Origin of the sequence: Haemophilus parainfluenzae (assembly GCF_900638025.1) — a bacterium.
In the GTDB taxonomy this organism is placed as follows: domain Bacteria; phylum Pseudomonadota; class Gammaproteobacteria; order Enterobacterales; family Pasteurellaceae; genus Haemophilus_D; species Haemophilus_D parainfluenzae_J.
Genome location: NZ_LR134481.1, coordinates 1,848,665 through 1,871,331 on the forward strand (window position 1 = coordinate 1,848,665; position 22,667 = coordinate 1,871,331).

The window sequence follows — 22,667 nt, forward strand, 5'->3', positions numbered from 1 at the left end:
TTATATAAAATGCCAGACATTAAACTCTTTGCTGGAAATGCTACGCCTGAGCTAGCAAAAAAGATTTCTGAACGTCTTTACATTTCATTAGGCGATGCCACCGTTGGACGCTTTAGCGATGGTGAAATCCAAGTGCAAATTAATGAAAATGTGCGTGGTGCAGACGTATTTATTATTCAATCCACCTGTGCACCAACGAATGACAACCTGATGGAATTGATTGTAATGGTTGATGCTTTACGTCGTGCATCTGCCGGTCGTATTACAGCCGTTGTTCCTTATTTTGGTTATGCTCGTCAAGATCGTCGTGTGCGTTCTGCTCGTGTACCTATCACTGCAAAAGTGGTGGCAGATTTACTCTCAACTGTAGGAATTGACCGCGTATTAACCTGTGACTTACATGCTGAGCAGATTCAAGGCTTCTTTGATGTACCAGTTGATAACGTATTCGGTTCACCAGTTTTACTTGATGATATCTTGAAGAAAACCGATCTTGTAAACCCTATTGTTGTTTCGCCAGATATCGGCGGTGTGGTACGTGCACGTGCGGTAGCGAAATTATTAAATGATACCGAAATGGCAATTATCGACAAACGTCGCCCACGTGCAAACGTATCGCAAGTTATGCACATTATCGGGGATGTCGCAGATCGTGATTGTATCCTTGTCGATGATATGATTGATACAGGTGGTACATTATGTAAAGCCGCTGAAGCATTAAAAGAACGCGGTGCAAAACGCGTATTTGCTTACGCAACTCACGCCGTATTCTCTGGTGCTGCAGCACAACATTTAGCAAGCGATGCGATTGATGAAATCGTGGTAACGGATACTGTTCCACTTTCACCAGAAATGAAAGCACTTGGTAAAGTACGCGTGCTGACTCTTTCTACCATGCTTGCTGAAGCAATTCGTCGTATCAGCAATGAAGAATCTATTTCAGCAATGTTTGAATAATTCTTTCGCTTAGTATTCATTTTAAAAGTGCGGTCGGAAAGTCTTGTGTTTTTCGACCGTACTTTTTTATACTTTTGCTAAAAATAGACATAAAAAAAGTGCCCCATTGGGGCACTACTCGGAAAGCAAAATAGATGTCGGCTATTTAAAAATAGCACTTGTTTTTAGTGGTTTAAGAATACGGCAAAGTACTTTTTATTGCAAATAGCAATGTTCAAATTTGTGAGCTAAATCACGATTTTTCTTCACTTTTTTATTTTTAATCGTTTATGTATAAAAAAGAGGAGCATATAGCTCCTCTTCTCTAGAAATAGAATTAAATTAGCCGTTAATAAATTTTTCGCCTAATTCAATATCAGCACGCAATGTTGGTAACATTGCTTCTAAAGCTTCTTGTTCAAATTTGCTTAAGGTGCCGATAGGTAAAATTTCTTCTACACCTTCCTTACCTAAACGTACTGGTTGAGCGAAGAAACGTGCGTATTTACCGTCACCTTCTACATAAGTACATTCAACGACAGTCTCACCACTTAAGCCTTTCACTAATGAACGAGCAAAACGTGCTGCCGCTTGGGCCATAGAAAGTGTTGCAGAACCGCCACCTGCTTTTGCTTCAACCACTTCGGTACCTGCGTTTTGGATACGTTTAGTTAATGGTGCAATTTCCTCTTCTTTCCATTCAGCATATTGAACTTGTGAAAGTAATGGAAGAATGGTTACACCTGAGTGACCGCCAATTACCGGTACACTTGTACGAGAAACATTTAAGCCTTTTAATTCAGAAACGAATGTTTCAGAACGTAACACGTCTAAAGTGGTGACACCGAATAATTTACGTTTGTCGTAAACACCCGCTTTTTTCAATACTTCTGCAGCAATCGCAACAGTCGTGTTCACCGGGTTGGTGATAATACCTACACAAGCTTTTGGACAAGTTTTTGCAACATGTTCAATTAAGTTACGCACGATACCTGCATTGATATTGAAAAGATCTGAACGATCCATGCCCGGTTTACGTGCTACCCCTGCAGAAATTAAAACGACATCAGCACCTTTAAGTGCAGGGGTTGGATCTTCACCCGCAAAACCTTCTACTTTCACCGCTGTTGGGATATGACTCACATCTTTAGCCACACCTGGTGTCACTGGTGCAATATCATAAAGTGCTAATTCACTTTCAGCGGGTAATTGTAATTTAAGTAATAAGGCTAATGCTTGACCAATACCGCCTGCTGCGCCTAATACTGCAACTTTCATAAAATACTCCTTATGTATTAATTAATACTAACTAGGTAGAATTCTAAAGTTTTGGTCGTTAAATTACAAACAGAGAAATGCAATAATGCGATCTAGCTCAAACTTTTCAACGAATAATTTCATTTTAATTGCATAAAATGAATTTTTATGCAACTCTTATGCAAATTTCCCTGTACGAGAATAACTATGTCTGATCAATTAACAAAAGCATTTAAAGAACTGCTAAACCAAGAGCGATTTGCCTCTCAAAGTGAAATCGTTGAAGCCTTAAAGAATCAAGGATTCCAAACCATTAACCAATCCAAAGTTTCACGAATGTTAAGCAAATTTGGTGCGGTTCGTGCGAGAAATACTAAAATGGAGATGGTGTATTGCTTACCAAGCGAATTAAGTGTGCCCGCTACCAGCAGTCCATTAAAAAATCTGGTTTTAGATATTGATCATAATGATTTTGTCATCGTCATCAAAACCTCTCCAGGTGCTGCACAGCTGATTGCTCGATTATTGGATTCCATTGGTAAACCCGAAGGAATTTTGGGCTCGATTGCAGGAGACGACACGATATTTGTCACCCCTACCCAAAATACAACAATTAAAGCGCTTTTTGCACAAATTCAAGCGCTCTTTGAAAGTAGCTTATAATGAATATCTTAGTGACTGGTGGGACAGGATTTGTTGGGAAAGCCTTGGTTACGACACTACTATCTCGTGGCGATAGTGTTACCGTATTAACTCGCTCCATTGAAAAAAACCAATCTATTTTTCCTGAAAAAACACTTCAATTTTTGACCACACTTTCAACACTCAAAGACTTGAATACCTTTGATGCGGTTATTAATCTTGCTGGTGAGCCAATCTTCGATAAAAAATGGACGGTTCAACAAAAAGAGAAACTGCGTCATAGCCGAATTAATTTAACACAACAACTTGTCCAACTTATTAACCAAAGTGAATATCCCCCAGCCCTGATTTCAGGTTCCGCAACCGGAATTTATGGAAACTGTGGTAACGAGCAGATCACTGAAAACACAAATCCAAGTACTCAATTTACCGCACAGCTTTGTATTGATTGGGAAAATGCGGCAAAGCAAGCCAACACAAGAGTCTGTTTAGTGAGAACCGGATTAGTACTTTCTCCAAAAGGCGGGGCTTTTGCTAAAATTCTACCGCTCTATCGCTTTGGATTAGGCGGCAAATTAGGGAATGGTGAGCAATATTGGAGTTGGATCGCGTTAGAGGATATGGTAAAAGGACTTCTCTTCTTACTTGATCATAATGATTGTGAAGGTACATTTAATTTTACGGCGCCACATCCTGTTAAAAACAAGACATTCAACCAACTATTAGGTCAAGCATTACATCGCCCTTGTTTTGCTCATGTGCCTCAATTTTTACTCACCTCTCTTCTCGGTGAACGAGCTTGTATTCTATTAGACAGTCAAAATGTCTATCCAACACATTTGTTGGATTACGGATTTACATTCGAATACTCTGAATTAAATGATTACTTTCACAAAATACTTTAAAAAAACAAAAGGCTGGTCAAAACCAGCCTTTATTTTTTACAATCCTATTATGCTAATTCTAAAAACTCTCCCACGGTGTGGAAAGATCCAAATACCAGAACAATATCATTTTTATCTGCATTTTTAACCGCACTTTGCACACCTTCAACTACAGAATCTTCAGAAACACTTTTTGCTGATGGGTAAACTGATGTTAATTTTTCATTTAAGTCATCACCTGATTGACCACGGTGACCGCCTAATGTGACACAGTGCCATTGGTCAATAACGGAAGTAAGTTGGGTAAACACCGACTCGGCATCTTTATCTTTTAACATTCCGCAAACTGCAATAATACGCCCTGAAATTTGTGTTTTAAGTGCGGTCAATTTTTCGGCTAAATATTTTGCCGCATGAGGATTATGCCCAACATCGATGATCACTTTTGGCAACTGTGAATTGGATACCTTCAAGCGTTCTGCCAATTTTTCTAATTGATTACCTTTTAATTGTTGGAAACGTCCCACCAATTCCACTTCAATTAATGAACGTTTAATGGTATCGACAGAAATATCAAAAGGCAGCTGTTCAACAGCAGCCAAAGCTGTTGCCGCATTAGCTAATGGAATTTGGCAAAACGGCAGATTTTCTAACCGCACTTTGTTGCTCTGCCACATCCAAGTTTGCTCATTGGCTTTAAACGACCAAGTGACACCTCGGCGTGAAACGTGGCAATGTAATTTCTCCGCTTGTTCTAGCATTGATTGCGGAACATTGGGTTCGCCAATTACAACCGGTTTATTCGCACGGAAAATCCCTGCTTTTTCAAAGCCAATTTCTTCGCGAGTTGAACCTAGAAAATCTGTATGATCAATATCAATACTGGTTATAACCGCCAGATCATTATCAACAATATTCGTTGCATCCAAACGTCCACCAAGTCCCACTTCTAAAATGACGACATCAAGCTTCGCTTGTTTGAATAAATGCAAAGCTGATAAGGTGCTAAATTCAAAATAAGTGAGGGACTGCGTTTTATGCTTTTCGATGAAATCAAAAGAAGCAGTATGCATTTCATCAGTCAAGTCTTGATTTTGAATACGAACACGTTCGTTATAACGCAATAAATGAGGTGAGGAATACACACCCACACGCAAGCCGTGATTTAACAAAATGGTTTCAAGCAAACGGCAAGTTGTGCCTTTACCATTTGTGCCTCCCACTGTGATCACATAGGGTGCGGGATTCAAAAGATCCAATTCTTCTGCCACGGATTTAATACGATCTAGCCCTAAATCAATAGCTTTAAAGTGACTGTTTTCCAAATAAGAAAGCCACTCAGCGAGTGGCGAAGTGGCTTTTAAATTCATTGTATTACTCATGTTCAACAACTTCTACTTCAACAAAAGGTGAAGGTTGATTGGTGAGTTTACTTAAAAGGTTTCCAAGGGTTGAACGCATTTCTGAACGTTTCACGATCATATCAATCGCCCCTTTCTCGAGTAAGAATTCACTACGTTGGAAGCCTTCCGGTAATTTCTCACGTACAGTTTGTTCGATAACACGTGGGCCTGCAAAACCAATTAATGCTTTTGGTTCAGCTATGTTCACATCACCTAACATCGCAAAACTTGCAGATACACCACCTAATGTTGGATCCGTTAATACAGAAATAAACGGTACACCTTTTTCACGCATTTTTGCTAACACCGCACTGGTTTTCGCCATTTGCATTAATGAGAAAAGTGCTTCTTGCATACGCGCACCACCACTTGCAGAGAAACACACAAATGGACAATTTAACTCAATGGCTTTTTCCGCGGCTTTCACGAATTTTGCACCTACAACAGAACCCATTGAACCACCCATAAAGCTAAAGTTTGAAGCAGCAACGACTACGGGCATATTGTAAAGTGTACCCGTCATTGTGATTAGCGCATCTTTTTCACCGGTTTCTTTTTGTGCCGCAGTAATACGATCTTTATATTTTTTTAAATCTTTAAATTTAAGAATATCTTTTGGTTCTAAATCAGCTGACAATTCTTGGCTTGAACCTTCATCTAACAAGGCTAAAAGGCGCTCACGAGCATCAATACGCATATGATGGCCGCATTTTGGGCAAACATATAAATTACGTTTTACTTCTTCGCCGTAAAGAACTTGTTCACAAGAGGTACATTTTGTCCAAACCCCTTCAGGTACGTTAGCTTTACGTGACGCAGAGGAAGAGGTTCCTTTGCTAAAAATTCTATCAATCCAGCTCATTTTTTACCTTTTTTATTAACTAGAAAAGTCTGCGTATTTAATCATAATTTAGCGAAATTTGCTAGTCAGATGAGATTATCTTCTAAAAACAACGGCCCTAAATTTTTCTGTGGAATCGCAAATTTTTCAGGGTAAATCACATTCACTAAATATAAGCCTTCGGATTTCGCTGTTGGCGCCGCCAATTTACGATCTTTTTGCTCTAGCAACCATTTCATCCACTCAACAGGTTGATTGCCCGCACCAACTTCAATCAAGCTTCCCACTATATTGCGTACCATATGATGCACAAAAGCATTGGCTTGAATATCCACAATAATGTACTGTCCTTTTCGCACCACATTTAAATGATGCACATTTCGCCAAGGGGTATTTGATTGACATTGTGCTGCACGGAAAGAAGAAAAATCATTTTCGCCCAATAAAAGTTGCCCTGCTTGGTGCATTTTCTTTTCGTCCAAATCTAAATGACAATGGGTAATTCCCTCCGGTAAAATGGCTGAGCGTAATTTATTACAATACAAAATATAACGATAACGACGCGCAGTTGCCGAAAAACGGGCATGAAATTCATCATCCACCACTTTTGCCCAACTTACTGAAATATCATCGGGTAAATTCGCATTAGTACCAAATGCCCAGGCTTTTTCAGGGCGAACCGCTGTGGTTTCAAAATGCACCACTTGCCCCGTGCCATGCACACCAGAGTCTGTTCTGCCTGCACAAAACACTTCAATTTTTTCATTTGCCACAGAAGATAACGCGTTTTCTAATTCTTCTTGTACACTATGCACTTTCTCTTGTCGCTGCCAGCCACAATACTGTTTTCCGTTATATTCAATGCCTAAGGCTATCTTCATTGGAAAATACTCCTAAAACGATTTCAAATTTGACCTCACTTTGCCCGAAAAGAAAAAACACCAATAACTCATCATTATTGGTGTTCTTATCACAAGCTAAAAATTAAGCACGTTTGAAGTCAATGTGAACCAATTTTGGTTTGAATGGGTGACGTTGCATTGCTTGAACTTTCACTGCAACTTCTTTACCTTCAACCACTAAAGTGATTACATCGCTATAGAAAGAATCGTGAACTTGTGCGTTGTTTAATTCATCGTGATTTAAGATGATTGAAACAGGTGCTTCGCTGCCACCATAAATAATTGCAGGGATTTGACCGTTGTGACGCAGGCGGCGGCTCGCACCCTTACCTTGCGCTTGACGAACTTCAGCGTTAAATTTAAATGCCATTTTAATGTTCTCTTGATTAAAAGTTTAAAATAAAAAATTGCAGGCGACCCAGCAATTTTCCTAAATTTGCTCAAAGACAAACTTTGAGAGCGACGGATTATAAAATATTCAGCCCCACAATGCAAATTTACTCAGCAAATTTTTTCTGGGCTTTTCAAGGCAAAGCGATTAAAATAAACCCCAATTTTTAATTAATTTTAACTAACTGATTGTAAGTGGGTTTCAAATGGAATTTCTTATCAGCTTTTTTACCGATTACGGTTATTGGGCGGTGCTATTTGTTCTTATTATTTGTGGTTTTGGTGTACCCATTCCAGAAGATATCACGCTTGTATCCGGTGGCGTAATTGCTGGCCTTTATCCTGAAAGTGTAAACTCCCATTTAATGTTATTAGTCAGTATGATCGGCGTACTTGTTGGCGACTCTTGTATGTATTGGCTTGGTCGCATTTACGGCACCCGAATTCTTCGTTTCCGTCCAATGCGCAAAGTGATCACTCTACAACGCTTAAAAATGGTACGTGAAAAATTTTCCCAATACGGCAACCGCGTACTATTTGTGGCTCGCTTCCTTCCAGGATTACGTGCGCCAATTTATATGGTTTCTGGTATTACCCGCCGCGTCAGTTACACACGCTTTGTATTAATTGATTTCTGTGCTGCCATTATTTCCGTACCAATTTGGGTTTATCTTGGCGAATTAGGTGCTCAAAACTTAGATTGGTTACACGAACAAATTCAAAAAGGTCAGCTTGTAATTTATATCCTTGTTGGCGCATTAGCGGTTTTCTTATTTTGGAAATGGAAAAAAGCGAAGAAACAGGCTAAATAATTTCGTATAAAGTGCGGTTAAAATTTTATAAATTTTCGTCAATTAAAAAACGCTTAATAATTTTATTAAGCGTTTTTTATTTCTCTAAACAACTCTATTAATCTCTCACAAAACACCTTGTCTATCTTTTAATATATTTTCTGAGTTAATTATTATGAAAATCATTGCCAAAGAAACTTCCCAAATCACTATTAAAAGGACCTCCTAAATCATGAAAAGAAGTATCAATAGAGCTATTAAAATCTGTTTCGATAGGATTACCTAATATATCTACACCACTGTAAGAAGGGAGTCCTGTAGCTGGATTTATTTCAATAGTATCCAGTAATTCATTTTTTTGATTATCCACCAATTCTACTTCATTTTTTGGTTAAATTCTTCTAAACTCTTGGTCTCAGAAGAATATTGAATCAATGGATTAGATACTGTTTCTTCTGATTCACTTAATATATTTTTAAAAAAAATCATAAAATTTTTTTATCACATTATTCTCCTCGTATTTCCTATAGTAGTATTTTTTACGATTATTAGTGTGTTCATCTATCTCGTTATCATTACTTGATTTGAATCAGATTTTATCATGCAAGTCGCTTTTAAGGCTCTCTTTATTAATAACTAAACTCAAATAATCAAATTTCTTCCCTTCAAATATCGTTCCACAGTATCCACAATCGCTTGAGTTTGCGGATCAATTTCAATATTCACTAAATCACCAATTTGGCGTTTGCCGATTAGGGTTCGGTGTAAGGTTTCAGGGATTAAATTCACGCAGAATTCATCGCCTTTCACTTCACCAATAGTAAGACTGATGCCGTCAATCGCAATAAATCCTTTTGTTAGGATATATTTCATCATGTCTTTAGTAGGTAATTTAAACCAAACCTGACGATTATTTTCGCTTTCGATAATTTGTGAAACACTTGCGGTACAATAAACGTGCCCAGATAAAATATGTCCGCCAATTTCTGCCCCCATTTGCATTGCGCGTTCGATATTGACAAAATCCCCCTCTTTTAAGCAGCCAAGATTGGTAATGCGCAAAGTTTCCTGCATTAAGTCAAAGCTCACAAGATCATCATTAATTTCAGTTACGGTTAAACATACCCCATTATTCGCAACAGATGCGCCAATTTCTAAACCTTTTCGAATTTCAGCTGGTAATTTCACAATCTGAGTTCTAAAATTAGTGCTATCTTTAATTACATGAATTCGGGCTATGCCCTGTACGATTCCAGTAAACATTGTCGTTCCTTTTTGGTAAAAATTTTCAGTATTATAGCAAACTTTATGAATTATCGTCTTTTTTCTCAATACCGTATTGATATTAAAAAACTTATCCGAATTGCGACACCTATCGGACTTGCCCAATTAGCTCAAACTGGCATGGGTACCGTGGATGTGGTTATGGCGGGGCGTGTGAGCTCGGCTGATGTAGGCGGTGTCGGTATTGGTGCCTCTATTTGGCTACCTTTGGTTCTTTTCGGGCAAGGCTTATTACTCGCCTTGCCTCCAACAATTTCCTATTTAAATGGTTCAGGGCAGCGCCATCGCATTGCTCACCAAGTGAGACAAGGCCTTTGGATTTCATTTTTAGTGATGATACCCCTTGCACTCATCATCTATCATAATGATTTCATATTGCAGTTTATGAATATGGATGCCCATATGGCAGATGTGACGATGAATTATTTGCGTGCGATGGTGTGGGGCTTACCAGCCTATTTATTGCTGATTAATTTCCGCTGTTTGAATGATGGCATTGCTAAGACCAAACCGGCCATGGTGATTACCTTCATAGGGTTAATGCTGAATATTCCGCTGAATTATATGTTTATTTACGGAAAATTTGGTGCCCCTGCATTAGGTGGTGTAGGTTGTGGTGTGGCAACGGCTATTGTTAACTGGGCGATGGCGATTTTGATGATTACCTACTCGGCCAAAAACTATAACGAACGTAGTTTGAAAGTCTTTGAAAAGATTATTGAAAAGCCAGACATCAAAACACTGAAAAAATTGACTGCACTTGGCTTGCCTATTGCCATTGCTCTGTGCAGTGAAGTCTCACTGTTTGCCTTAAGTAGTTTATTACTTTCCCCATTAGGTGCGGATGTGGTTGCCAGCCACCAAATTGCCTTAAACACTAGTGCTGTAGCCTTTATGTTTCCCATGTCTATTGCAATGGCGGCCACTATTTTGGTCGCTCAAGAACTCGGTAATCATGCACCACAAAAAGCCAAGATAATGGCTTACGCTGCTATTATTCTTGGCTTAATTGTGGCAACGGGATTAGCTTTGGTTATTTGGTTATTTAGCGATAAAATTGCGGTATTAATTGTTGGCGATAACACGACGGTTATTGCTCTTTCGGGAAGCTTATTAGCGATAGCTGCAATTTATCAATTCTCAGATTCAGTACAAGTCGTTGTGAGCGGTATTTTACGTGGCTATAAAGACACTAAAATTATCCTTTACATCACACTACTTGCCTATTGGGGCGTAGGTATTCCCGTTGGGTATATTCTTTCCCGCACGGATTGGATTATTCCAAGCATTGGTGCAAAAGGTTTCTGGGTTGCGTTTATCATTGCATTAACCATTGCCGCTACTTTGCTCTTTATACGTATGCGAAAAATCCAATCACAACCTGATGAGGCCATTATTCAACAGTTAGAAAGATTGAAATAGTTAAAATAAAAAGTGTGGTCAATTTGATTTGACTGCACTTTTGTCTTTTACATCACCACCACATCAAACTGTTCTTGGTTGTAGTACTGCTCTGTTTTGACCTGAACCTGTTTGCTGATGAACATTTCGATCTCTGGCAATAAACCGTGCGATTCTTCTTTGATTAAGTAATCCGCTACAGCGGGAGAGGCATAAACCACAAATTGTTCACTCGAGAATAAGTGATTAACACGAATGATCTCACGCATAATTTCATAGCATACTGTTTCAACCGTTTTCACACGTCCACGACCTTGACAAGTTGGACACTCATCACACAAAACGTGTTCTAAACTTTCGCGAGTGCGTTTACGGGTCATTTCCACTAAACCAAGTTGAGTAAAACCATTTACATTCGTTTTTACGCGATCTTTCGATAAGGCCTCTTCCAAGGATTCAATCACGCGATTGCGATGCTCATCGGTTTGCATATCAATAAAATCAATAATAATAATACCGCCTAAATTACGCAATTGTAGCTGCTGTGCAATGGCTTTAGTCGCTTCAATATTAGTGTTAAAAATCGTTTCATCTAAATTTCGATGTCCCACGAACGCCCCCGTATTGATATCAATGGTCGTCATGGCTTCGGTTTGCTCAATAATGAGATAGCCGCCTGATTTTAAATTCACGCGTTTTTCAAGTGCATTTTGGATGCCTCGTTCTACACCATAAATATCAAAAATCGGCTGACTGCCCGTATAAAGCATTAATTTTTCACTTAATTCAGGTATAAATTCATCGGTAAATTCTTTAACCTCGTTAAAACAAAGTTTAGAATCAATATGAATTTTCTCTAAATTAGAGCCGATAAAATCACGCAAAATACGCTGTGGCAATGCGGGTTCGCCATAAATTTTAGAACGGATTGGATATTTGCCTTTACGCTCAAGCACTTTACGCCATAAACGTTTTAAAAATTCTGCATCTTGGTGCAATTCTTCTTCCGTTGCACCTTCGGTCGCTGTACGAACAATAAAGCCACCTAACTCATCACAAAAAGGCTCAACCAATGCTTTTAATCTTGCGCGCTCTTCTTCACTTTCAATACGTTGTGATACACCAACATGGCTATTTTCAGGCATAAAAACAAGATAACGAGAAGGCAATGTAATATCCGTGGTTAATCTTGCGCCTTTTGTACCCAAAGGATCTTTTACCACTTGCACGACTATATCCTGACCCTCGCGTACGAGTTCAGAAATGCTTTTTGCTCGGAATTGCTTTTGTTCGTTCACATCCACACATTCGGTATGTGAAACAATATCAGAAGCATGTAAAAATGCCGCTTTTTCTAAACCGATATCCACAAATGCGGACTGCATTCCGGGTAAAACACGGGTTACTCGCCCTTTATAAATATTCCCCACAATGCCACATTTGGCTTGACGTTCAATATGAACCTCTTTTAAAACGCCCGTTTCCACCAACGCAATACGGGTTTCATTGGGCGTAACATTCATTAATAATTCAACTGAATTCATTTTTGTAACCTTCGTTTCAATCGTACTAGTCTATCGAAAAGGGAAATAGAATAATAGTCCCAAATAAGGTAAAATATGACCTTTCTCAAATTTTCATGACTTGTTTTGGGGTATTTAATGTTTGGTTTAGACCCAACACTTATTACTTTTAGTATTTATATTTTCGGCATGATTTTAATCGGTGTCCTTGCCTATTATTATACAAACAACTTATCCGATTATATTTTAGGTGGCCGTAAACTCGGGAGCTTTGTAACAGCCATGTCTGCTGGCGCTTCTGATATGTCTGGCTGGTTATTAATGGGCCTACCCGGTGCAGTATATGTATCTGGATTAGTTGAAGGTTGGATCGCCATTGGTTTAATTCTCGGCTCTTATTTTAACTGGTTGCTCGTGGCTGGTCGCTTAAGAATTTATACCGAATTCAACAACAACGCACTCACATTACCGGAATATTTCCATCAACGTTTTGGTACATCACATAATCTCTTAAAAATTGTGTCAGCAACAATCATCTTAGCCTTCTTCACGATTTATTGTGCTTCAGGTGTGGTTGCGGGTGCTAAATTATTCCAAAACTTATTTTCTGTCGAATACTCTACGGCGATTTGGTACGGTGCATTAGCAACCATTATTTACACCTTTATTGGTGGATTTTTAGCGGTAAGTTGGACTGATACGATTCAAGCGACATTAATGATTTTTGCCTTAATTTTAACACCACTTTTTATCTTTTTAAGCTTCAGTGATGCATCACAATTTACAGAAGTATTACATCAAGCTGAACTCGCTGCCAATAAAGATTTTACTGATTTATTGAGTTCTACTACGCCATTAGGTTTATTAAGTTTAGCAGCTTGGGGAGTCGGTTATTTTGGACAACCACATATTCTAGCCAGATTTATGGCCGCTTATTCAGTGAAATCTTTAATCAAAGCTCGCCGCATCAGTATGACATGGATGGTCATTTGTCTAGTAGGTGCGATAGGTATTGGTTTTTTTGGTATTCCTTATTTCTTTGCCAATCCAGAGATTGCAACTTTAGTTAATTATGAACCCGAGCAAGTCTTTATTGAACTAGCCAAATTGCTCTTTAATCCATGGGTTGCTGGTATTCTATTATCCGCAATTTTAGCGGCAGTAATGAGCACACTTTCTGCACAATTATTAATTTCTTCAAGCTCTATTACTGAAGATTTTTACAAAGGTTTTATTCGTCCCAAGGCCTCTGAAAAAGAATTAGTTTGGCTAGGTCGAGCAATGGTTTTGATCATTGCGGCAATTGCCATTTGGATTGCACAGGATGAAAACAGCAAAGTTTTAAAACTTGTTGAATTTGCATGGGCGGGCTTTGGTTCTGCATTCGGACCTGTCGTACTTTTATCTTTATTCTGGAAAAGGATGACTTCTGCAGGCGCCATGGCTGGTATGATTGTTGGTACTGTCGTCGTATTTAGTTGGAAATCTGTAATTGTCGAAACGAGTGAATGGTTTAATGTTTACGAAATGATACCCGGATTTATTCTTGCGAGCCTTGCAATTCTTATCGTATCTCTCATTTCTACTGAACCGAATAATGAAGTCAAAGAAACCTTTGAAAAAGCAGAAAAAGCCTATAAGGAAGCAAAATAATGGTTAATTTTCGTCCTTTTTATCAGCAAATTGCCACCACCAATTTATCTGCCTGGCTAGAAACGTTACCTTTACAGTTAAAAGAATGGGAAAAGCAAACCCATGGTGATTATGTCAAATGGTCAAAAATTGTGGACTTTCTCCCTGATTTACAGGCAGATACCATCGATTTAAAAAATTCGGTGAAATCTGACTGCACTTCGCCACTCTCAGAGGGCGAAAAACAACGTATTATCCATCATTTGAAGCAATTGATGCCGTGGCGAAAAGGACCTTATCATTTATTTGATATTCACGTAGATTGCGAGTGGCGCTCTGATTTCAAATGGGATCGTGTTTTGCCTCATCTTGCGCCATTAAAAGATCGTACCATTTTAGATGTAGGCTGCGGTAGCGGCTACCATATGTGGCGCATGGTTGGTGAAGGTGCAAAAATGGTAGTGGGTATTGATCCAACCGAACTTTTCCTTTGCCAATTTGAAGCCGTTCGAAAATTATTAAATAATGATCGACGAGCTAACTTAATCCCACTAGGTATTGAAGAAATGCAACCTCTTGCGGCATTTGATACCGTGTTTTCAATGGGGGTGTTTTATCATCGTAAATCACCGCTCGATCACCTCACTCAACTAAAAAATCAATTAGTAAAAGGTGGCGAGCTTGTCTTAGAAACCTTAGTGGTTGATGGCGATGTGAATACGGTATTAGTGCCTTCAGATCGCTATGCAAAAATGAAGAATGTGTATTTTATTCCTTCCGTTGCCTCACTCATTAATTGGTTGGAAAAAGTCGGCTTTACTAATGTGCGTTGTGTGGATGTCGCCACCACAACATTAGAAGAACAGCGTAAAACGGATTGGTTAGAAAATGAAAGTTTGATTGATTTCTTAGATCCAAATGATCACAGTAAAACCATCGAAGGTTATCAAGCCCCAACTCGTGCAGTGATTTTAGCGAATAAATAATGGTTTAAATAAAAAGAGCGGTCAAAAATTCAATGTTTTTTTGACCACGCTTTGCTTTTCTATTTTAAGGCAATATGCACTGTAATCTCTTCGCGATCGTGATATAAATGCTTCGCTTGAATATCAAATTTCAGTTCTTTTTCTGCTAACATCGCCGCAAGATTTTCTAAACACAACATCACTTCTTGATAGCGTTTTTTCATTGGCAATTTCAAGTTGAAAATAGTTTCTCGGCACCAACCATTAATTAACCATTTTCCTATTAAATTCACAATTCGACTTGGTTGCTCCACCATGTCACACACAAGCCAATCAATATGCTTACGTTTTGGTGGTTGGAATTTAAATCCGTCTTCCGGGCAATGTTCTATTCTGCCAGTATCATGCAAACTAGCTGCCATTTTGCCGTGATCAACTGCATACACAAATAAACCACGTTTCACTAATTGATAGGTCCAGCCGCCAGGGCATGCACCGAGATCAACGCCAACCATATTTTCATTTAAGCGTTTACTTTCTTCATGTCGAGGAATAAAAGTTAAAATCGCTTCTTCCAATTTCAAGGTGGAACGACTTGGTGCATCCGCTGGGAATTTCAAACGTGGTATCCCCATAAAATAGGTAGAGTTATTGCCAAGATAGGAATACCCTACATAACAGCAATTCGGCTGAGTGAAAAAACAATGTAAAATCTGACCGCGCTTTACATTCGGCTTACCTTGTAACCAACCTTGTTTTTTCAACGCTTGGCGTAACGGCACGGTAAATTTTCGGCAAAATGTCAAAAGCGCTTTGGCTTCATTCGTATCTGCTGTTTCGACAAATAGCTCTACCGCTTGCTTAAGATTAATATCTTCTGCAATGCGTTTATATTGAGCAAGAATTGGCGAGATACGATCTTGAGGATCGAGATTCTCTAAGAAATCTGAAACAACGATCATTTGACGCGCAAAAATCAAGCGATTAAAAGGGATTTCTCGCGCTAAACGATCTGCATCGCCTGGTTGATAGCATTCAAAAATGACATAGCCGCTGTTTTCTACTACTCGAGCAAAACCAAATACACCACGCTCAGAGGCTCGGTCGGTAATTTCTGCGGCGACTTCTTTTTCAAAGCCAATTCGACAATATAAGGCTAATTTATTCATGTTTTCCTAATTTAATTGAATCTTTAATCCATTTTCTAAAGGCTTGAATTTGTTCATCATCTAAACGATCTAAATGATTGACCACATAGAATGATTTTGGATCCCGCAATTCGGTTGGTAACACAATTTGCAAATGACCGTTTTCAATTTCTTGCTGAGCCAAAATACGATTAGCTAGCGCAATACCCTGCCCATGAACGGCAGCTTGCAATGCCATAAAGGTGTGGCTAAATAACGGACCTTGTTGAATATTTAAATCATCTAATTTGAGATAATCCGCCATAGTTTTCCAGTTATCTCGGGTATGCGTATGAATCAGCGTATGCTTTTTCAAATCATTAGGACAACTTACTGGTGTTTTCTCAAGCAATGAAGGCTCGGCTAAAATCACGAGGTTTTCTTCGCCTAAACGATCAACCTGTAAATTTTCCCAATCACCTTTACCATAATAAATGGCAATATCTATTTCTTTATCCAATAAACCTTCATCTTGATCAACGCCTTTTAAGCGTACTTCTATTTCAGGATACTGCTCATTAAAATCATTTAAATGCGGTACAAGCCACTGAATACCAAAGGTCTGTGGAACACTAATGGTTAAATGGGGCTCGGCCTTAAATGTTAATAATCGTTCCGTCGCTTCGTTTAATTTTCTTAAAATTTTATTAATATCGATAAAATACGCTTTCCCAAACTCAGTCAATTCTAGCAAACGATTCTTACGAATAAAAAGCTCAACGCCTAAAAAATTTTCTAGTGATTTAATTTGATGGCTTACTGCTGCTTGTGTTACACACAACTCATCAGCTGCTTTTGTAAAGCTTAAATGCCGTGCAGCTGATTCGAAAGACTTCAATGAATTAAGGGGAGGCAAACGTTTATACATAATTCTTCCCAAGGGTTAAATTTTAGTTTATAATTAAAAAATATATATCGGATTAGTTTTTTTTATGCTTCAAATAAAAAAACATCACTTGCCCTTTCAAAACCTTCTATCTAAAATACGCACATACTTAATGATTGGTAATTCCTTACAAGTTAATGAGTTTCGGACTTAAGTATGATGTTGTGTTTGCATATAGTTCGGTCTCCGAACTAGAGTAACGATTAAGTTACTCATTTACTTCCTGTATATATTGAACCATTTTGGTTAAGCGCTGCTCACTCAGAGCAGCGTTTTTTTATGCCTATCATTCTAACATAAGCTGCATTTTATTTCCTAACCGAGTTCACAAATTTAAAAATCCACACAAAATTTTTGAAACATTATCATATTTTACGTTTAAATATTTTCATTCTGGTGATTATGGTGTAGATTAATTAATGTTCTCATTTCATTATTTATTTGTACAACAACATATTAAGGAAGCAAAATGAAAGACTTAGACTGGAAAAATCTTGGATTTAGTTATATCAAAACGGATTACCGTTTCATTGCTCATTGGAAAGATGGTAAATGGGATAAAGGTAAACTGACCACTGATAATATGCTGCATATCCATGAAGGCTCAACGGCAATTCACTATGGCCAACAATGCTTTGAAGGCTTAAAAGCCTATCGTTGTAAAGACGGTTCAATCAATCTATTCCGTCCAGATCAAAATGCAAAACGCATGCAACACACCTCTGATCGCTTATTAATGCCACAAGTACCAACCGAATTATTTATCCGTGCTTGTAAAGAAGTAGTCAAAGCAAACCAAGAATGGTTAGGCCCTTACGGTTCTGGTGCAACGTTATATTTACGTCCCTTCCTATTTGGTACCGGTGAAAATATCGGTGTGAAAACTGCACCTGAATTTATTTTCTCTGTATTCTGCTGCCCTGTGGGTGCATACTTCAAAGGTGGTTTAGCACCATCTAACTTCATTACGACTGATTACGACCGTGCTGCCCCTATGGGTACGGGTGGCGTAAAAGTGGGTGGTAACTATGCTGCAAGTCTACTTCCACATGAATTAGCGGCAGAAGCAGGTACACCTGAGCGTAAATTTGCAGATGCGATTTATCTTGATCCAAAAACTCACACGAAAATTGAGGAAGTGGGTGCAGCAAATTTCTTCGGTATCACCAAAGATAATAAATTTATCACTCCTGCATCTGAATCCATTTTACCAAGTATCACCAAATACTCTTTGCTTTACATTGCAAAAGAACGTTTAGGTATGGAAGCTATCGAAGGTGATGTGTATATCGATCAACTTGATCAATTTGCAGAAGCGGGAGCTTGTGGTACTGCTGCAGTGATTACGCCAGTAGGCGGTATTCAACACAAAGGTAAATTCCACGTGTTCTATTCAGAAACTGAAGTGGGTCCTGTCACACGTAAACTTTACAATGAATTAACCGGTATTCAATTCGGTGATGTTGAAGCGCCTGAAGGCTGGATTGTAAAAGTAGAATAATTTTTGCTTTCTATCATAAAAGTAAGACTCATGTAATCCAAGGACTGAGTTCTCTCACGACAGGACTTAGTCCTTTTAGTTTTTTACACGCTTCGTATAAAGTATATTTCGATAAAAATACCTCATTAATAATATTTAGAGCTCACTGTGTAAATCCACTAAAACAACAAAACAAAAATCAAATAGGGATTTGGCGAAATTTTAAGGACGTAAGTGGGCGGAATTATTGAAAAATGGGGCTTTGCGATGCATTGCCCCTTTTTTATTGAAAAGAAAACTAAAAACAATGAATTGCGAAAAATTGGCGAGAAATGACCGCTTAAGCCATTAAAACTGCGAAAATATAAAGCACGTTTAAAAGCGTTTAAGCGGCGTTTAAATTATCTGGAAGATCCTGAAGTAAGTTTTCCATTGAAACAATATGCCCAGACAACTACGCAAGACATTATTGCGTTAGGGCGTGAAAAAGAAATTGCAGATCTTGCTCTTAACGATGCGAGCTATGACAGCACAAATAAAATTGTGTTAAGTGGAACATCGCAATTCTCTGATTATAAAAATTCAGACCCGTTTTCTGTGATTGAAGCAGACAAAACAGCCATGAAACGCTCTATAGGTCACGCCGTTAATGTTTGTGTTATTTCTGACAATGTGTGGGCGGTCATCAAATCGCACCCTGCAGTGATTGAAAAAATCAAATACTCACAAAAAGCAATTGTTACCCCTGAATTATTTGCCGAATTGATTGACGTGAAGACCGTGAAAATTGGTGAAGCAGTGTATGAAGATCAAGGTGCATTAAAAGACATCTGGTCGGGTGCGATTGTGTTGGCTTATGTGCCTGAAAAAGGTGATGGTCAGAAACACAATATCTACAAGCCATCATTTGGTTATACCCCACGTCGTAAAGCTGGTTTACACCTATCACCCAAACACTTTGTAATACTTCATTCGGATCATCTGATGCCACATAATGTGCTTCAAAGAAGAAAGAAAAAGCAAAAGAACTAAATAGAAGGGCCATAATAGTAAGCGCTTGAATGATACCGTTTGCCATACCGATATTTTCAGTGCCTACAATCGATTTAATAATGCTATATTTGGCAGGAGAATAGACCGCACTTTGCGCTGCCAAAATAAATGTCAATACAAAGGAAATGGCAAACATTCCCGTCATATAACTCAATAAAATCCCAGCACTGATCACCACAGCTGCTAAACTGCTATAACGAATGACTTTAGTGCGGGAAAATTTATCATTAATAAATGCCGAAGGCGAAAATAAGAAAATAAATGGCAATAAAATCATCGCATTAATTAATGCCGTTAAAACGACCAAACTCTCGCCTGAAAAACTTTTCAGTAACACATTTTGAATGGTAATTTTATGTGCCAAATCCACACTGGCATTAATAAAGGCAATGGCTAAATAAGGTACAAAGCCAGCATATTTTAAGAGTTTCATTTCGCACTCTCCGCTTGATAAAGATTAAAGGTTTTCATATTCAAGAGATAAGGTTTTAACACCAACAATAAATCAAATAAATGTTTTAATTTTTCATCTTTTTGTTCACTATTGGCTAATGCCGCTAAAGTCACATTCACCTCTTTTTCCGCTAACATTTTTGCTGCAGCTAAATAAGCTTTCACTACATCCATTTCGGCTTCATCACAACGAGCTAAGATCGCCAAAATATCACGTTCTTTTGCTGTAAAAATGCCTTCACGAGGATTCAATAAGCCTTCCGCTACCATGTCTTCGATTTGTTTAGCAGAAAGATGAAATTCTTCACATAATTGCTCAATGGTGAATACTTCATTTTCTGCCCCCATGATGATATCTAATAATCCAATAAGGCTTTCATAAGGATTATTCCAATCAAAATGAGGATGAGCAAAAAGTGCTTTAATTTGTGAAATCGTCGCATTGAAATTGTTTTGTAGATATTTAATAAAACTGAGCAACTCTACACAATATTCATCATAGAGATGAAAATTCGGTTTATCTTTTACTGGTTCTGGCAACAAACCTTCTTTCACATAGTACAGCACCGTGGATTTTGGTGTCTGACTAAGTTTAACTAGGTCATTCATTTTTAACATAAGGATTTCCCTCTAGGTTGATTTGTTGTGTATTGTATCGGATAAAAATAAAAAGTAAATAGTGTAGCTCTACACTTCTTGTTGAGTTTAATAAAAAAGTTGTTCACCACATCATGAACAACTTTCTTAATCAGCTTTAGCTTTCAATTTTTCGCCATAAATCCTTACTGTAAATGACGCCCACTGGATTTTTCTTCGATCCCATAATAGTTGGAGAAAGATAAACAGGCGTGGTATATTGGAAAATCGGTAAAGCAAGGTTTTCCTGTTGGATCTTCTCACTTAATTTTAAGTAAATTTCTGACCGCTCTTTTTCATTTAAGCTTTTCAATGCTTGCTCAAAAAGTTGGTCATATTCCGCATTGGCATAGCCATTTTTATTATCAGGACTTTTAGAATAGAACAAACCCAAGAATGCCATCGGATGATTAAAGTCCGCACACCAACCAGAACGAATGACTTGGAAATCACCTTTTTGACGTTTAGTCTGTAATGTTTGCCAACTGACTGGTTGTGCATCCACACGCAACATATCTGATTGCGTTAATTGCCCGACTAAACGTTGCGCGATATTCACATGCAATGGCGCTTCATCATAAAGCACATTTAAATACAGTGGATGTCTTTCATTAATTTTATTTTGAGCCAATAATTGCTCGGCAACAACAGGCTCCCATCTTGAATCTTGACCATTTAACATGGCTTTCGGTAAAAAATATGAACTCGGAATTGCTGTTGGAATTTCATTATTAACAATATTGGTGACGGAGACCAACGAAGCAATCGCCTTACGCACATCTGTCTTGGCAACATTAGGATCGTTGAGATTAAATTCATAAAAATAACTGCAAAGCTGTGGAAAATACTGAAGATCTTTATGTACTTCCGGCACATCAATGACTACATCAAATTCAATCAATTTAGGTAAAACAAAAGGCAAATAGGCTACACGCTCAAAAGCCACATTATTTTTTTGCCAATAATACGGGTTCTTAATTAAATGTATACCTTGTTGGTTTTCACTTTGCAACATATAGGCGCCATTTGTTACTGCGATTACATTTGGATGTTTATATTGAGGCACAAGACTAATATGTGCTAACATTTCCGGTAAGTAAGGCGTGGCTTTATCCAGTTCAATACGTAAAGTGCGTTCACTTTCCGCATAAATTCCCAAACTCTTAAAAGGTTTATTTTTCTCTAAAACACCTTTTGCATTTTTTAAATTGAGATAAGCTAAATAGGATCTTAATGGGCTATTTGATTGAGATAACGCTTGCCAAGAAAGTATGACATCTTGGGCGACTAAAGGATCACCATTTGACCAACGAAGCCCTTCACGCAAGGTAAAAATCCAGGTTTTATTATCTTTCGTTTGCCAACGTTCTGCGATACCTGGCACGATTTTTCCCTCTGGATCATAAGCCGTTAAGCCTTCATACAAATCACGCAATAAGCTCTCTTGTTCTGGATAACGAACAAACCAAGGCTCAAAAGAAGGGGAATGAGTAAACGCCCGAGTCAGTAATGTACGATTCGATTTTGAAGTATTCTCTTGTTTGATAGGCTGGCTTTGTGTTGGTTGATCATCCGTTTCTGTGTTTATCGATTTCTGGCTGTTTAATTTATCACAACCACTCAATCCCAAAACGACACCGAAAATGACCGCACTTTTAAGCCAAGTAAGGAAAGAATTATCCATTTTCAACGTCTTCGGTTTTAATCCAAAAGAAAAAGAACCAATATTTTACCGCAATTAAAATAGCAATGATCGCTCGCCCCACAACGCTTGGAGTAAAATAAAAGCCAATTAAAAGCATTGTGGTTGAAAACGTTAGGATAGAAATTTTTGCTTTTTTCGTCAATGCACGACGTTCATTAAAGGATTTTAGGTGTTTTTGATAAAGCTTCGTCCCTAAAAACCATTGCTCTAAACGAGAAGAACCTTTCGCAAAAGAATAAAGTGTAAGCAGTAAAAAAGGAGTTGTCGGGAGAATAGGTAAAAAAATACCAATAACACCTAATATTAAAGAAATGCAACCAAGAACAATATACATGACTTTGGTTAAAGAAGTCTTTGAGAAAAACTTAAGTGAAACCACACCTGCAACGATAGCAATAGCAATGATTCCAAAAAAA

The 22,667-nt window shown here is 38.2% G+C and carries 22 protein-coding genes and 1 pseudogene; 9 read left to right on the forward strand and 14 right to left on the reverse strand.

Features of this window, described 5'->3' with window-relative positions; translation table 11 throughout:
- Window positions 1-9: 9 nt before the first annotated feature.
- Entirely contained in the window at window positions 10-957 is a 948-nt protein-coding gene (locus EL215_RS09215; protein ID WP_005698775.1) for a ribose-phosphate pyrophosphokinase, read from the forward strand.
- Window positions 958-1,278: 321 nt separating this feature from the next.
- Here EL215_RS09215 and mdh read toward each other — a convergent pair whose 3' ends face one another.
- A complete protein-coding gene (gene mdh, locus EL215_RS09220) occupies window positions 1,279-2,214 on the reverse strand; it encodes a malate dehydrogenase (protein WP_005698784.1) in 936 nt (311 codons plus the stop codon).
- A 186-nt stretch (window positions 2,215-2,400) separates the two neighbouring features.
- Here mdh and argR point away from each other — a divergent pair, with 186 nt between their 5' ends.
- Both argR and EL215_RS09230 read left to right on the forward strand, forming a co-directional pair.
- On the forward strand, window positions 2,401-2,856 hold the full coding sequence (argR, locus tag EL215_RS09225; RefSeq protein ID WP_126471675.1) for a transcriptional regulator ArgR: 456 nt from the start codon (window positions 2,401-2,403) through the stop codon (window positions 2,854-2,856).
- Entirely contained in the window at window positions 2,856-3,740 is an 885-nt protein-coding gene (locus EL215_RS09230; RefSeq protein ID WP_126471677.1) for a TIGR01777 family oxidoreductase, read from the forward strand. The genes argR and EL215_RS09230 overlap by 1 nt, the downstream gene beginning before the upstream one ends.
- Before the next feature lie 47 nt (window positions 3,741-3,787).
- Here EL215_RS09230 and folC read toward each other — a convergent pair whose 3' ends face one another.
- From folC to rplY, 4 genes are all read right to left on the reverse strand, one after another.
- Window positions 3,788-5,089, reverse strand: a complete 1,302-nt coding sequence (gene folC, locus EL215_RS09235; RefSeq protein WP_126471679.1) for a bifunctional tetrahydrofolate synthase/dihydrofolate synthase — start codon at window positions 5,087-5,089, stop codon at window positions 3,788-3,790.
- 4 nt (window positions 5,090-5,093) lie between these two features.
- Window positions 5,094-5,984 (reverse strand): acetyl-CoA carboxylase, carboxyltransferase subunit beta, encoded by an 891-nt coding sequence (gene accD / locus EL215_RS09240; RefSeq protein WP_126471681.1) that lies wholly within the window; start codon window positions 5,982-5,984, stop codon window positions 5,094-5,096.
- 65 nt (window positions 5,985-6,049) lie between these two features.
- Window positions 6,050-6,844 (reverse strand): tRNA pseudouridine(38-40) synthase TruA, encoded by a 795-nt coding sequence (gene truA / locus EL215_RS09245; RefSeq protein WP_126471683.1) that lies wholly within the window; start codon window positions 6,842-6,844, stop codon window positions 6,050-6,052.
- A gap of 103 nt (window positions 6,845-6,947) precedes the next feature.
- On the reverse strand, window positions 6,948-7,235 hold the full coding sequence (gene rplY, locus EL215_RS09250; RefSeq protein ID WP_014065570.1) for a 50S ribosomal protein L25: 288 nt from the start codon (window positions 7,233-7,235) through the stop codon (window positions 6,948-6,950).
- 226 nt (window positions 7,236-7,461) lie between these two features.
- On the opposite strand from rplY, the gene EL215_RS09255 reads away from it, so the two are divergent.
- The gene (locus EL215_RS09255; RefSeq protein WP_126471686.1) at window positions 7,462-8,067 is read left to right on the forward strand and encodes a DedA family protein; all 606 of its coding nucleotides are present in this window, start codon (window positions 7,462-7,464) and stop codon (window positions 8,065-8,067) included.
- A gap of 145 nt (window positions 8,068-8,212) precedes the next feature.
- Here EL215_RS09255 and EL215_RS09260 read toward each other — a convergent pair whose 3' ends face one another.
- Together EL215_RS09260 and EL215_RS09265 are read right to left on the reverse strand one after the other, a co-directional pair.
- Window positions 8,213-8,416: a hypothetical protein gene (locus EL215_RS09260; protein ID WP_126471688.1), complete on the reverse strand. Its 204-nt coding sequence runs from the start codon at window positions 8,414-8,416 to the stop codon at window positions 8,213-8,215.
- Between the two features lie 272 nt (window positions 8,417-8,688).
- Window positions 8,689-9,309: a riboflavin synthase subunit alpha gene (locus tag EL215_RS09265; protein ID WP_049356496.1), complete on the reverse strand. Its 621-nt coding sequence runs from the start codon at window positions 9,307-9,309 to the stop codon at window positions 8,689-8,691.
- Between the two features lie 45 nt (window positions 9,310-9,354).
- Here EL215_RS09265 and EL215_RS09270 point away from each other — a divergent pair, with 45 nt between their 5' ends.
- On the forward strand, window positions 9,355-10,752 hold the full coding sequence (locus EL215_RS09270; RefSeq protein WP_126471690.1) for an MATE family efflux transporter: 1,398 nt from the start codon (window positions 9,355-9,357) through the stop codon (window positions 10,750-10,752).
- Between the two features lie 47 nt (window positions 10,753-10,799).
- Here the strand turns inward: EL215_RS09270 and rng are convergent, their stop codons facing one another.
- On the reverse strand, window positions 10,800-12,275 hold the full coding sequence (gene rng / locus EL215_RS09275) for a ribonuclease G (RefSeq protein WP_126471692.1): 1,476 nt from the start codon (window positions 12,273-12,275) through the stop codon (window positions 10,800-10,802).
- Between the two features lie 117 nt (window positions 12,276-12,392).
- Between rng and putP the strand changes: the two genes are divergently transcribed.
- On the forward strand, window positions 12,393-13,907 hold the full coding sequence (gene putP / locus EL215_RS09280) for a sodium/proline symporter PutP (RefSeq protein WP_126471694.1): 1,515 nt from the start codon (window positions 12,393-12,395) through the stop codon (window positions 13,905-13,907).
- Window positions 13,907-14,872, forward strand: a complete 966-nt coding sequence (cmoB, locus tag EL215_RS09285; RefSeq protein ID WP_126471696.1) for a tRNA 5-methoxyuridine(34)/uridine 5-oxyacetic acid(34) synthase CmoB — start codon at window positions 13,907-13,909, stop codon at window positions 14,870-14,872. The genes putP and cmoB overlap by 1 nt, the downstream gene beginning before the upstream one ends.
- A gap of 59 nt (window positions 14,873-14,931) precedes the next feature.
- Here cmoB and rlmM read toward each other — a convergent pair whose 3' ends face one another.
- Together rlmM and EL215_RS09295 are read right to left on the reverse strand one after the other, a co-directional pair.
- Complete coding sequence (gene rlmM / locus EL215_RS09290) at window positions 14,932-16,020, reverse strand: 23S rRNA (cytidine(2498)-2'-O)-methyltransferase RlmM (RefSeq protein ID WP_126471698.1); 1,089 nt, start codon at window positions 16,018-16,020, stop codon at window positions 14,932-14,934.
- Complete coding sequence (locus EL215_RS09295; RefSeq protein ID WP_126471700.1) at window positions 16,013-16,906, reverse strand: transcriptional regulator GcvA; 894 nt, start codon at window positions 16,904-16,906, stop codon at window positions 16,013-16,015. Before EL215_RS09295 ends, rlmM begins: the two co-directional genes overlap by 8 nt.
- 487 nt (window positions 16,907-17,393) lie before the next feature.
- Between EL215_RS09295 and EL215_RS09300 the strand changes: the two genes are divergently transcribed.
- Window positions 17,394-18,425 carry a branched-chain amino acid aminotransferase gene (locus tag EL215_RS09300; RefSeq protein ID WP_126471702.1) on the forward strand — a complete coding sequence of 344 codons (1,032 nt, stop codon included), beginning with the start codon at window positions 17,394-17,396 and terminating at the stop codon, window positions 18,423-18,425.
- Window positions 18,426-18,836: 411 nt separating this feature from the next.
- Window positions 18,837-19,436: a major capsid protein gene (locus EL215_RS10305; protein ID WP_164757038.1), complete on the forward strand. Its 600-nt coding sequence runs from the start codon at window positions 18,837-18,839 to the stop codon at window positions 19,434-19,436.
- On the opposite strand, the pseudogene EL215_RS10410 reads toward EL215_RS10305, so the two are convergent.
- The 4 genes and pseudogenes from EL215_RS10410 to EL215_RS09320 all read right to left on the reverse strand — a co-directional run.
- Window positions 19,342-19,890: pseudogene (locus tag EL215_RS10410) on the reverse strand (acyl-[ACP]--phospholipid O-acyltransferase); the annotation flags it as partial. The gene EL215_RS10305 and the pseudogene EL215_RS10410 sit on opposite strands and share 95 nt — an antisense overlap.
- Complete coding sequence (locus EL215_RS09310) at window positions 19,887-20,528, reverse strand: MerR family transcriptional regulator (RefSeq protein WP_126471704.1); 642 nt, start codon at window positions 20,526-20,528, stop codon at window positions 19,887-19,889. The gene EL215_RS09310 and the pseudogene EL215_RS10410, both read right to left, overlap by 4 nt.
- 136 nt (window positions 20,529-20,664) lie before the next feature.
- Complete coding sequence (locus EL215_RS09315) at window positions 20,665-22,230, reverse strand: peptide ABC transporter substrate-binding protein (RefSeq protein ID WP_126471706.1); 1,566 nt, start codon at window positions 22,228-22,230, stop codon at window positions 20,665-20,667.
- Window positions 22,223-22,585, reverse strand: a complete 363-nt coding sequence (locus tag EL215_RS09320) for a YbaN family protein (RefSeq protein WP_232013330.1) — start codon at window positions 22,583-22,585, stop codon at window positions 22,223-22,225. Before EL215_RS09320 ends, EL215_RS09315 begins: the two co-directional genes overlap by 8 nt.
- Window positions 22,586-22,667: the final 82 nt, after the last annotated feature.

Coding starts and splice junctions, on each gene's coding strand:
- EL215_RS09215 (WP_005698775.1), top strand. CDS start 10: ATGCCAGACATTAAACTCTTTGCTGGAAATGCTACGCCTGAGCTAGCA.
- mdh (WP_005698784.1), bottom strand. CDS start 2,214: ATGAAAGTTGCAGTATTAGGCGCAGCAGGCGGTATTGGTCAAGCATTA.
- argR (WP_126471675.1), top strand. CDS start 2,401: ATGTCTGATCAATTAACAAAAGCATTTAAAGAACTGCTAAACCAAGAG.
- EL215_RS09230 (WP_126471677.1), top strand. CDS start 2,856: ATGAATATCTTAGTGACTGGTGGGACAGGATTTGTTGGGAAAGCCTTG.
- folC (WP_126471679.1), bottom strand. CDS start 5,089: ATGAATTTAAAAGCCACTTCGCCACTCGCTGAGTGGCTTTCTTATTTG.
- accD (WP_126471681.1), bottom strand. CDS start 5,984: ATGAGCTGGATTGATAGAATTTTTAGCAAAGGAACCTCTTCCTCTGCG.
- truA (WP_126471683.1), bottom strand. CDS start 6,844: ATGAAGATAGCCTTAGGCATTGAATATAACGGAAAACAGTATTGTGGC.
- rplY (WP_014065570.1), bottom strand. CDS start 7,235: ATGGCATTTAAATTTAACGCTGAAGTTCGTCAAGCGCAAGGTAAGGGT.
- EL215_RS09255 (WP_126471686.1), top strand. CDS start 7,462: ATGGAATTTCTTATCAGCTTTTTTACCGATTACGGTTATTGGGCGGTG.
- EL215_RS09265 (WP_049356496.1), bottom strand. CDS start 9,309: ATGTTTACTGGAATCGTACAGGGCATAGCCCGAATTCATGTAATTAAA.
- EL215_RS09270 (WP_126471690.1), top strand. CDS start 9,355: ATGAATTATCGTCTTTTTTCTCAATACCGTATTGATATTAAAAAACTT.
- rng (WP_126471692.1), bottom strand. CDS start 12,275: ATGAATTCAGTTGAATTATTAATGAATGTTACGCCCAATGAAACCCGT.
- putP (WP_126471694.1), top strand. CDS start 12,393: ATGTTTGGTTTAGACCCAACACTTATTACTTTTAGTATTTATATTTTC.
- cmoB (WP_126471696.1), top strand. CDS start 13,907: ATGGTTAATTTTCGTCCTTTTTATCAGCAAATTGCCACCACCAATTTA.
- rlmM (WP_126471698.1), bottom strand. CDS start 16,020: ATGAATAAATTAGCCTTATATTGTCGAATTGGCTTTGAAAAAGAAGTC.
- EL215_RS09295 (WP_126471700.1), bottom strand. CDS start 16,906: ATGTATAAACGTTTGCCTCCCCTTAATTCATTGAAGTCTTTCGAATCA.
- EL215_RS09300 (WP_126471702.1), top strand. CDS start 17,394: ATGAAAGACTTAGACTGGAAAAATCTTGGATTTAGTTATATCAAAACG.
- EL215_RS09310 (WP_126471704.1), bottom strand. CDS start 20,528: ATGTTAAAAATGAATGACCTAGTTAAACTTAGTCAGACACCAAAATCC.
- EL215_RS09315 (WP_126471706.1), bottom strand. CDS start 22,230: ATGGATAATTCTTTCCTTACTTGGCTTAAAAGTGCGGTCATTTTCGGT.
- EL215_RS09320 (WP_232013330.1), bottom strand. CDS start 22,585: ATGTATATTGTTCTTGGTTGCATTTCTTTAATATTAGGTGTTATTGGT.